This is a genomic window from Amycolatopsis sp. NPDC058340 (assembly GCF_042723975.1).
In the GTDB taxonomy this organism is placed as follows: domain Bacteria; phylum Actinomycetota; class Actinomycetes; order Mycobacteriales; family Pseudonocardiaceae; genus Amycolatopsis.
This window is the reverse complement of record NZ_JBHXIB010000033.1, coordinates 74,596-84,161: the sequence shown is the minus strand read 5'-3', so window position 1 is coordinate 84,161 and position 9,566 is coordinate 74,596. Positions and strand designations below refer to the sequence as shown.

The 9,566-nt window shown below is 68.4% G+C and carries 12 protein-coding genes; 8 read left to right on the top strand and 4 right to left on the bottom strand.

The window, feature by feature from the left end:
- Nucleotides 1–188, bottom strand: a 188-nt coding sequence (locus tag ACFWIW_RS29155) for an acyl-CoA dehydrogenase family protein (protein ID WP_378371419.1), incomplete at its 3' end; no start/stop codon positions are given.
- A 157-nt stretch (nucleotides 189–345) separates the two neighbouring features.
- On the opposite strand from ACFWIW_RS29155, the gene ACFWIW_RS29150 reads away from it, so the two are divergent.
- Genes ACFWIW_RS29150 through ACFWIW_RS29140 form a run of 3 tightly spaced genes read left to right on the top strand, consistent with a single transcriptional unit; the run spans nucleotide 346 to nucleotide 1,764 of the window.
- Nucleotides 346–666 carry a DUF4190 domain-containing protein gene (locus ACFWIW_RS29150; RefSeq protein WP_378371418.1) on the top strand — a complete coding sequence of 107 codons (321 nt, stop codon included), beginning with the start codon at nucleotides 346–348 and terminating at the stop codon, nucleotides 664–666.
- Between the two features lie 32 nt (nucleotides 667–698).
- Nucleotides 699–1,073: a DUF4190 domain-containing protein gene (locus ACFWIW_RS29145; protein WP_240595527.1), complete on the top strand. Its 375-nt coding sequence runs from the start codon at nucleotides 699–701 to the stop codon at nucleotides 1,071–1,073.
- 49 nt (nucleotides 1,074–1,122) lie between these two features.
- On the top strand, nucleotides 1,123–1,764 hold the full coding sequence (locus tag ACFWIW_RS29140) for a DUF4190 domain-containing protein (protein ID WP_378371417.1): 642 nt from the start codon (nucleotides 1,123–1,125) through the stop codon (nucleotides 1,762–1,764).
- Nucleotides 1,765–1,812: 48 nt separating this feature from the next.
- Here the strand turns inward: ACFWIW_RS29140 and ACFWIW_RS29135 are convergent, their stop codons facing one another.
- Nucleotides 1,813–2,652, bottom strand: coding sequence for a slipin family protein (locus tag ACFWIW_RS29135; RefSeq protein ID WP_378371416.1), 840 nt, complete (start codon nucleotides 2,650–2,652; stop codon nucleotides 1,813–1,815).
- An 88-nt stretch (nucleotides 2,653–2,740) separates the two neighbouring features.
- Between ACFWIW_RS29135 and ACFWIW_RS29130 the strand changes: the two genes are divergently transcribed.
- Genes ACFWIW_RS29130 through ACFWIW_RS29115 form a run of 4 tightly spaced genes read left to right on the top strand, consistent with a single transcriptional unit; the run spans nucleotide 2,741 to nucleotide 6,652 of the window.
- Nucleotides 2,741–3,652, top strand: a complete 912-nt coding sequence (locus ACFWIW_RS29130; protein ID WP_378371415.1) for an aminoglycoside phosphotransferase family protein — start codon at nucleotides 2,741–2,743, stop codon at nucleotides 3,650–3,652.
- Nucleotides 3,653–3,696: 44 nt separating this feature from the next.
- Nucleotides 3,697–4,995 carry a magnesium transporter MgtE N-terminal domain-containing protein gene (locus ACFWIW_RS29125; RefSeq protein WP_378371414.1) on the top strand — a complete coding sequence of 433 codons (1,299 nt, stop codon included), beginning with the start codon at nucleotides 3,697–3,699 and terminating at the stop codon, nucleotides 4,993–4,995.
- Entirely contained in the window at nucleotides 4,988–5,497 is a 510-nt protein-coding gene (locus tag ACFWIW_RS29120) for a DUF1003 domain-containing protein (protein WP_007031819.1), read from the top strand. The genes ACFWIW_RS29125 and ACFWIW_RS29120 overlap by 8 nt, the downstream gene beginning before the upstream one ends.
- 9 nt (nucleotides 5,498–5,506) lie before the next feature.
- Nucleotides 5,507–6,652, top strand: coding sequence for an Mrp/NBP35 family ATP-binding protein (locus ACFWIW_RS29115; protein WP_378371413.1), 1,146 nt, complete (start codon nucleotides 5,507–5,509; stop codon nucleotides 6,650–6,652).
- 70 nt (nucleotides 6,653–6,722) lie between these two features.
- On the opposite strand, the gene tatB is transcribed toward ACFWIW_RS29115, so the two are convergent.
- Nucleotides 6,723–7,142, bottom strand: a complete 420-nt coding sequence (gene tatB, locus ACFWIW_RS29110) for a Sec-independent protein translocase protein TatB (protein ID WP_378371412.1) — start codon at nucleotides 7,140–7,142, stop codon at nucleotides 6,723–6,725.
- Nucleotides 7,143–7,197: 55 nt separating this feature from the next.
- Nucleotides 7,198–8,739 (bottom strand): S1C family serine protease, encoded by a 1,542-nt coding sequence (locus ACFWIW_RS29105; RefSeq protein ID WP_378371411.1) that lies wholly within the window; start codon nucleotides 8,737–8,739, stop codon nucleotides 7,198–7,200.
- A gap of 161 nt (nucleotides 8,740–8,900) precedes the next feature.
- On the opposite strand from ACFWIW_RS29105, the gene ACFWIW_RS29100 reads away from it, so the two are divergent.
- Entirely contained in the window at nucleotides 8,901–9,560 is a 660-nt protein-coding gene (locus tag ACFWIW_RS29100) for a hypothetical protein (protein WP_378371410.1), read from the top strand.
- Nucleotides 9,561–9,566: the final 6 nt, after the last annotated feature.

Below are 9,566 nucleotides of genomic sequence, written 5' to 3'. Positions count from 1 at the left end.
TCCTCCGGGATGGTGAGCCCGAACAGGCCCATCTCCTTCATCCCCTCGACGATGTCGGCGGGATAGGTGTCGGAATGCTCCAGCTCCTGCGCGCGCGGGATGACCTCCTTGTCCACGAACTGGCGGACCGTGGCCAGGATTTCGGACTGCACGTCGGTCAAACCGGCGGTCTGGGCGAGGCGAGCCATCGCTGCTCCTAAATTCGCGCGCACCGGGCTCCCGGCGCTGGGTTACCGGTGAGTATGCCGCCTGACGTGGGACCTCGCTATGAGCGCAGTCACGCGTACGCCATCCGTGACATGGCACTACAGTGACAAGCCGATCACAGTCCGAGGGGGACGGAACGTGGCTCAGCAGCCTTTCGGCGGGTTCCCGCCACAACAGCAGCAGTACGCCTTCCCGAACCAGGCTCCGGCGCGGAGCAAGGATTCCGGTCTCGCGACGGCCGCCTTGATCTTTTCACTCTTCGGGCTGATCGGGCTGGTGTCCGTGATCCCCGGAATCGTCCTGGGGCACGTCGCCTTCGCGAAGGCGCGGCGCGGCGAAGTGGGCGGCAAGGGCATGGCGCTCGCCGCGTTCGTCGTCGGCTATCTGATGATCGTCCTGTACGCCATCGCGATCCCGGTCCTGCTCAACGTCGCCGCGAAACACGGGGCTTTCCGGTAGCGATACGGTCCTCGTCGACGAGGGGACCCCGCATGACGAATCCGCACGACCCGTACGGGCAGCAGCCGTCCGGGCAGTTCGAGCAGCCCTACGGACTCCAGCCGTATCAACCGCCGCCGCAGCAGTACTACGTCCAGCAGACCTATGTGCGGCCGCCGGATCAGGGCATGGCGGTCGCGTCACTGGTGTGCTCGCTGATCGGGCTGGTCATGTGCTTCCCGGCGATCCTGGGGATCATCTTCGGGCATATCGCGCTCTCGAAGGCCAAACGCGGTGAAGCCGGCGGCCAGGGCATGGCGCAGGCGGGCATGATCATCGGGTACGTCGTCACCGCGCTGTGGCTGATCCCGGTCATCCTGTGGTTCGTTTTCGTGGTGCTCGCGATCGGTGCCGCGGGCGTCTCGTGACCCGTCCGGAGATACGGTGGTGTCCCGCACGAACCAGGGGGCCAACCGGATGAGCAGTTCCGACTCGCAGGACACACCGTCGACGTCGTCCTACACCGACTCGAACACCTTCTCCGACCCGACTTCTTCGGCGTCCGAGACCGTTTCGAGCCCGCAGCCTTTTCAGCCGCCGGAGCCGTTCACCCCGCCGCCGCCGTTCGTTCCACCCGCTCCGTTCGAGGCGCCTTCGGCCTCCGCGCCCGATCCGGCGCCGGTCCCTGAGCCGACTCCTGTCCCGGCCGAGACTTACGGGCAGACCATCGATCCGCTGACCGCCGAGCCGGTTCCGCCGCCCTACGCGGCTCCCGAAGTTTCGGCTCCTCTTCCCGTGTACACGCCGGTCCCGCTGCCGGCCGCGTACCCGGCGCCGCAGCCGTACAACCCGTACGCGATGGCGGCACCCCCGCGATCGCAGGACAACGGCATGGCGATCGCCGGGCTGGTGTGCTCGCTCGTCGGGATCTGCTCGTGCGTGACCGTGATCGTCGGGCTGATCCTGGGGCATATCGGGCTGGCGAAGGCGAACCGCGGCGAGGCGGGCGGACGCGGCATCGCGCTCGCGGCGGTGATCATCGCGTACATCGTCATCGCGCTGTACGTCGGTTTCTTCGGGACTTTGATCATCCTGGGCGTGAACGGCGAGCTCGAGTGAGCGTTGGGGCTCGTGAGTGGCAAGGACGGTTCTAACCGTCCTTGCCACTCACGAGACTTGACCCACGTCGCCCGGTTCCCTGGGCGACGGCGCCACCTGGCCGTTGGCCGCCGTGTCCTCCGCGGGCGCCTCCCTCTTCGGCGTGTTCGCGTCGAGGAAGCGCAACAGCTCCACCGGGAACGGCAGGACCAGCGTCGAGTTCTTCTCCGCCGAGACCTGCACGACCGTCTCCAGCAGTCTCAGCTGCAGCGCCGCCGGAGTGTCGGCCATCGTCGCGGCGGCCTGCGAGAGCTTGTGCGACGCCTGCAGTTCACCGTCGGCCGAGATGACCCGCGCCCGCCGTTCGCGTTCGGCTTCGGCCTGGCGTGACATCGAGCGTTTCATCGACTCCGGCAGCGCGACGTCCTTGATCTCGACCCGGTCGATGTGGATGCCCCAGTCCAGCGCCGGGCTGTCGATCATCAGCTCCAGGCCCTCGTTCAGCCGTTCACGGTTGGACAGCAGGTCGTCCAGGTCGCTCTTGCCGATGATGGACCGCAGCGAGGTCTGCGCGACCTGGCCGACGGCCGAGCGGTAATCCTGGACGTTGACCGCGGCCAGCACCGGGTCGATCACCTTGAAGTACACGACCGCGTCCACCCGCACGGTGACGTTGTCGCGGGTGATGCCGTCCTGTGCGGGGATCGGCATCGTGACGATCTGCATGTTGACCTTCTGCAGTCTGTCCGCGATCGGCACCAGCAGCGCGAGCCCCGGCTCCCGGATGGCCGGGCGCACCCGCCCGAACCGGAACACGAGGCCGCGTTCGTACTGTTTCACCACGCGAAGGCTGGCCGCGAGCCAAGCTCCGCCCGCGACGGCGACCGCACTGAGAATCTCCACCACCATGGCTGCTCCCGGGGTTGTTCTCGCTGTTCACGGTACGCCCGGCGAGTCACGGGGGAAACACGGTGGACAAGGCTGCCAAGGTGGGTTCGTGACCGGTTTCAAGATCCCGCCCAAGTTCCTCGACCGCGCCGCCGAACTCGGCCCCGGGGCCGCCGAGTGGCTCGATTCCCTCCCCTTCCTCGCCGAGAAGTACACCGCCAAGTGGCGGCTCGACTACGACGGTGCCGCCATGCACGGTTTCGTCGGCGTCGCGCAGCCCGTGCGCCGCGCGGACGGCTCCCCCTCGATCCTCAAGCTCGGCTGGCCGCACGAGGAGTCGGACGACGAACCGCTCGCACTGTCCACTTGGGCCGGTCAGGGCGCGGTCCTGATGTACGACAACGTGCCCGAGGACGGCGTGCTGCTCCTGGAGCGGCTTGACGCCACCCGGTCACTGGAGACGGAGCCGATCCGGGAGGCCGTCGAGACCGTCGGCGCGCTGGCTCGGCGGCTGGCCGTTCCCGCTCCCGAGGCGCTGCGGCGATCCCTGCGGGAAGAGGCCGCGGAGCTGGTCACCGAACTCCCGGAGACCTGGAGCGAACTGGGCGAACCGTTCGACCGCGAGTACATCGACGCCGCCGTGGAAATCTGCGCGAACCTCGGGCCGCAAGCCGGTGAGCTGATGGTGAACGAGGATCTGCACTTCGAGAACGTCCTCGCCGGGGCGCGCGAGCCGTGGCTGGTGATCGACCCGAAGCCGCTTTCGGGTGATCTGGAATTCGGCGCGATCTCGATCCTCTGGAACCGGGCGCAAGAGTCCACAATGGACGAAAAGATCAAATGGTTCAGCGCGGCGGCCGAGGTCGACGCGGAGCGAGCGAAGGCTTGGACGCTCGTACGCGCGGTGCAGAACTGGACCTGGCTGTACGAAGACCTCGCCGAGGGCGCCTCACCCGAGACCATCGCCGAAGACCCGGCCTACGCCGCCGTCCCCGGAATCGCCGCCTGGGCATTGCGGTGATCACACGAATCGTCTGCCGCCCCGGGAGCGGATAACCTTCGAGCATGGCAGCCGTGAACAGGGTATTCGCAGCTCAGCTGGCCGGTTTGCCGGTTTTCGGCCCCGATGGCGAATCGATCGGCAAGGTGCGGGACCTGGTGGCGGGCCTGCGCCTGGATCAGCAGCCGCCGCGGATCCTCGGCATCGTGGTGGAGCTGACGACGAGGCGCCGCGTGTTCGTGCCGATGTTGCGCGTGACCTCGATCGAGCCCAGCGCGATCACACTCGCCACCGGATCGGTGAACATGCGGCGTTTCCATCAGCGGCCCAACGAGGTGCTGGTGGTCGGGCAGCTGTTCGACGCGCACGCCACGCTCGCGGGTTCGGACACCAGGATCACCGTCGTCGACGCCGCGATGGAACCGACGCGGACCCGGGACTGGGTGCTCGCGAAACTCGCGATCCGCGAACGGTCGAGCAGACTCGGCCTCGGCAGGCGGCGTTCGGCGATGCAGGTGCTGCCGTGGGCGGAGGTGTCCGGGCTCGGGCTCACCGACCTCACCGGCCAGACCCAGGGGGCCGCGCAGCTGCTGATGCTGTTCGACACCATGCGCCCGGCCGACGTCGCCGCCACCGTCCGCGACCTGCCGCTCAAACGACGGCACGAGGTCGCCGACGCGATGGACGACGAGCACCTCGCCGACGTCATCGAGGAACTCCCCGAGGACGACCAGAAGGAACTGCTGTCCTACCTCGCCGAGGAACGGGCCGCCGACATCCTCGAAGCGATGGACCCCGACGACGCCGCCGACCTGCTGGCCGAACTGGCGCCCGCCGAGCAGAACCGGTTCCTGGAACTGATGGAACCCGAGGAGTCGGCGCCGGTGAAGCGGCTGCTGGAGTACTCCTCCGACACCGCGGGCGGGTTGATGACACCCGAGCCGGTGGTGCTGACCCCGGACGCCACGGTCGCCGAAGCGCTCGCGCATATCCGCAACGCGGACCTTCCCGTGGCGCTGGCGAGCATGGTGTTCGTCTGCCGTCCGCCGACGGAGACACCGACCGGCCGCTTCGTCGGCGTCGTCCACTTCCAGCGGCTGCTGCGCGAACCACCGGCGGAAATGGTGGCGAGCGCCGTCGACTCCCAGCTGCCCGCGCTGAAACCGAACGCCACCCTGTCCGAGGTCACGCGCTACTTCGCCGCCTACAACCTCACCTGCGGGCCGGTGGTGGACGCCGAAGACCACCTGCTCGGCGCGGTCACCGTCGACGACGTGCTCGACCACCTGCTCCCGGAGGACTGGCGCGAGACCGGGCTGCACGACATCACCGGCGAGATCACCGAGGAGGCCGAACGTGCCTGAACTGATGTCCGGGCGGCGGCTGGACCAGCCCCGCGGCCAGAGCCGGTTCAGGCTGAACATCGACCCCGACTCGTTCGGCCGGTTCACCGAGCGGGTCGCGCGGTTCCTCGGCACCGGCAAGTACCTGTTCTGGCAGACGCTGATCGTCATCGTCTGGATCGTGCTGAACCTGGTCGCGGTCTCGCTGCGATGGGACCCGTACCCGTTCATCCTGCTGAACCTGGCGTTCTCGACGCAGGCCGCGTACGCCGCGCCGCTGATCCTGCTGGCGCAGAACCGGCAGGACGACCGCGACCGCGTCTCGCTGGAGGAGGACCGGAACCGCGCCGCGCAGACCAAGGCCGACACCGAGTACCTCGCGCGGGAGCTCGCGTCGCTGCGGATCGCGCTCGGCGAGGTCGCCACCCGGGACTTCCTGCGGGGCGAGCTCGACCGGCTCCGTGAAGATCTCGACGCCAAGCCGCGCAAGGCCAAACCCGACCGCACGCCTACCGGTACGTAACATGGTGGGGTGACCAGTACGCAGCAACTCCCCAGCGTCGACGATGTCCGCACCGCGCTGAAGGCCGTGTACGACCCGGAGATCAAGAAACCGATCACCGAACTCGGCATGGTCAAGGACGTGGAGGTCGGCTCGGACGGTGTGGTCACCGTCGGGATCTACCTGACGGTCGCCGGCTGCCCGCTGAAGGCGACGCTGACCAACGACACCACCGAAGCCGTCAAGAAGCTCCCCGGCGTCAACGACGTCCGGGTCGAGCTCGACGTGATGAGCGACGAGCAACGCACGGAGCTGCGAAAATCCCTTCGCGGTGACGCCGCGGAGCCGGTGATCCCGTTCGCGCAGCCCGGCTCGCTGACGCGCGTCTACTGCGTCGCGTCCGGCAAGGGCGGTGTCGGCAAGTCCTCGGTGACGGTGAACCTCGCGGCCGCGATGGCCGAACGCGGGCTTTCCGTCGGCGTGGTGGACGCGGACATCTACGGTCACTCGGTGCCGCGGATGCTCGGCACGCGGGAGAAGCCGACCAAGGTCGACACCATGATCATGCCGCCGCAGGCGCACGGGGTGAAGGTCATCTCGATCGGCATGTTCACCCCGGGCAACACCCCCGTGGTGTGGCGCGGGCCGATGCTGCACCGCGCGCTGCAGCAGTTCCTCGCCGACGTGTTCTGGGGCGACCTCGACATCCTGCTGCTGGACCTGCCGCCGGGCACCGGCGACATCGCGATCTCGGTGGCGCAGCTCATCCCGAACGCGGAGATCCTGGTCGTCACCACGCCGCAGCAGGCGGCAGCCGAGGTGGCCGAGCGCGCGGGCGCGATCGCGCTCCAGACGCGGCAGCGCGTGGCCGGGGTCATCGAGAACATGTCGTGGCTGGAGACCCCGGACGGGCAGAAGATGGAGATCTTCGGCTCCGGTGGCGGGCAGTCGGTGGCCGACTCGCTGTCGAAGTCGGTCGGCTCGACGGTGCCGCTGCTCGGGCAGGTCCCGATGGACCCGCGCGTGGTCTCCAACGGCGACTCGGGCACGCCGATCGTGCTGGCCGAGCCGGACGCGCCGGCGTCGCTCGTGCTCAAGGAGGCGGCGAAGAAGCTGACCGTCCGGGCGCGCGGGCTGGCCGGGATGATGCTGAACGTCACTCCCGCGGGCCGCTGACCTCTTTACCGCCTCGTGAGTGGTAAGGACGGTTAGAACCGTCCTTACCACTCACGAGGCTTGAGCTGGGTCAGGTGGCGTCCGGGTCGACCGGCGGACGCTCCCCCGGCTTCAGCGGCTCAGGCTGCGAAGCCGGCGCCGGGTAGCCGTTGGGCTTCGAAGCCCCATTCGCACCGTTGGCACCATTGGTCCCGTTGACGTTGTTGAGCCCCAGCGGATCCGTGTCACCGTCGAACAGGTGCTGGGTGACGACCCGCTTCGGGTCGAAGTTCCGCAGGCCTCGCAGATCCTCCAGCGGCTTGCGCAGCTGATCGAACTCCGGGCCCATCTCCTCGCGCAGCTGCGTCTTGGCCCCGGTCGCGAAGTCGCGGACCTTGCGGACGCTCTTCGCCACCCAGGACGCCGCTTCGGGCAGCCGCTCCGGACCGAGGATGAAAAGACCCGCGACGACGATGATGAGGATTTCTCCCCAGCCGACACTCTCGAACACCCGTGTGAACCTCCGCCTCGGCGTCTTCCCCGTTCAGGGTACCCGTCCGAACTCGCTAGTCCGAGGCCAGTTTCACGTCCACGACAAGTGAAGACCCATCCCGGACAAGCCGGACAGGAACCACTTCGCCGACTTCGCGGGCACGGACCGCGACGAGCAGCTCCGCCGAGTCGCGCACGAGCCGTCCGCCGACTTCCGTGATGACGTCGCCTTCTTTGATCCCGGCCGAGGCCGCGGGGCCGCCGGGGGCGACGTTGCGGACCTGCGCGCCCATGGTGCTGGAGCCCGCGACGGTCGACGAAGCGTTGATGCCGATGTCCGGGTGGACGACCTTGCCGTCCTTGATCAGTGTTTTCGCGATCTTCACCGCGTAGTCGCTGGGGATGGCGAACCCGATGCCGATGCTGCCGCCCTCGGCGCTCGACGAGCGGATCGCGGAGTTGATCCCGACCAGTGCGCCGGTCGCGTCGACGAGCGCGCCGCCCGAGTTGCCGTGGTTGATCGCGGCGTCGGTCTGGATGGCTTCGTAGATCACCGGCGCGCTGCCGCCGTCGCCGCCCGCGGTGACCGGGCGGTTGAGCGCGCTCACGATGCCGGCGGTCACCGAGTTCTGCAGCGCCAGCGGCGAACCGACGGCGATCACCGAGTCGCCGACGGCCAGGTCGGACGACTTCCCGACCTGCAGCGCGGTGAGGTTCTTGACGTCGACCTTCACCACGGCGAGGTCGGTTTTGGGGTCGGCGCCGACGATCTTCGCCTCGACGCGTTTGCCGTCGAAGAACACGGCGGTGACCTTGGTGGCCGAATCGGCGGTCGCGGCGGAGATCACGTGCTCGTTGGTGAGCACGTAGCCCTGGTTGTCGATGACGACACCGGAGCCCTGCTGTCCGGCGTCGGCGCCGGGTTTGAACACCTCGAGGGAGACGACGGCGGGCGCCACCCGGTGGGCGATGTCCGCGATCGAGCCCGCCGGACGTTCCTTGGCCGCGTCGGCCTCGGAGATACTGGCCTGGCCGGTCAGTTCGGTGCCGGTGTCGGCGAACCACCAGCCGATCAGCCCGCCGACCGCGCCGATGACCAGCGCGACCGCGGCGAGCATCGCGAGCGCCTTCGTCTGCACACGCCGCCCGAAGAGGACCTCGGGAAGGCTCAGCAGCGCACCTTGCGGGCGCTTCGCGTCCTTCTCTTCGTCCGAGTCCTGCTGCACGGCGGGCCCGGCGAGCACCGCGCCGGAACCGGGATCACGCCACGGGTCCGAAGTCGTGGTCCAGAGCGGGCCTTCCGCGCCGTTCGCGGACGGCCCGGAGCCGTTGGTCCCGTGCGGCCGCTCCAGCACGACACCTTCGGCGCCCGGCGGACGGCGGAAGGCTTCGGCGAGCGATTCGGGCGTCGGCGGCGCCAGATTCAGGCCCGGCGCGGACTGCCCGTTCGTGCCGGGCTGATACAGCTTGTCGAAGGCGCCATCGACGCCATGCGGCCTCCCGAACGTGGCCGCCTGCGCCGGATCGACGGCGGGCCGGGCCAGCGGGCGCGGTGCCAGCCGATCCCCCGCCGGGTCACCAGGCTGCTGCGGATTCGCGTTCGGCTGCTCGGTCATCATTCCCCGGGGCTGAGATCAGGTTGGCCGGACGCGAGAGTACGCCAAGCCTCACCGTGGATTCTGCCGTGACCACGGTGAAGTGCGCGTTGATTCCCCGGACCGGACAAAAATGTGACACTTGAAGCGCGTATGTCTCACCTTGTGGCACTCTAACGGCCATGTCGCAGAATCCGGGGGCTCCTTTCCCGCCCCAGAACGTCCCTCACCAGCAGTGGCCCCAGCAACAGCAGCAGTGGCCCCAGCAGCAGCAGGGCTGGCCACAGCAGCCGCCCAAGAAGAAGGGCTTGACCACCAAGGTGAAGGTGCTGCTGCTCGTCGCCGCGCTCGTCGTGGTCGGCGGCGGGATCGGCCTCGTCCTCGTGATGAAGGCGGCCGCCGGACCGGAGAAGCAGGCCACCAAGGTGGAGAACGGCGACTGCGTCCAGCTGACCGGCACCGGGAAAGAGGCAGACGCGGTGAAGGCCGCCTGTGACAACCCGCAGACGCCGTACGTCGTGAGCGTCAAGGGCACGGTCAAGGGCGACTGCCCGGAGGGCTTCTACACCTACTCGGTACCGACCCCGTTGCGCGGTGAAGGCGTCGGACTCTGTCTGGGGATCAACGCCCAGATCGGCCTGTGTTTCGACGACATCAAGACCAAGACCCCGCCGCCGCTGGTGAACTGCTCGGGAGCGCGGCTGAAGATCAGCGAGGTGTTCGACAAGGCGAGCTACGTGAACAGTCCGTGCAAGGAGGGCACGGAAGAGGTGATCTCCTACTCGGCGTACGGCGCGACGCAGAAGTTCAAGAGCGCGACGATCTGCTTCGTCAAACCCTGACGAAGC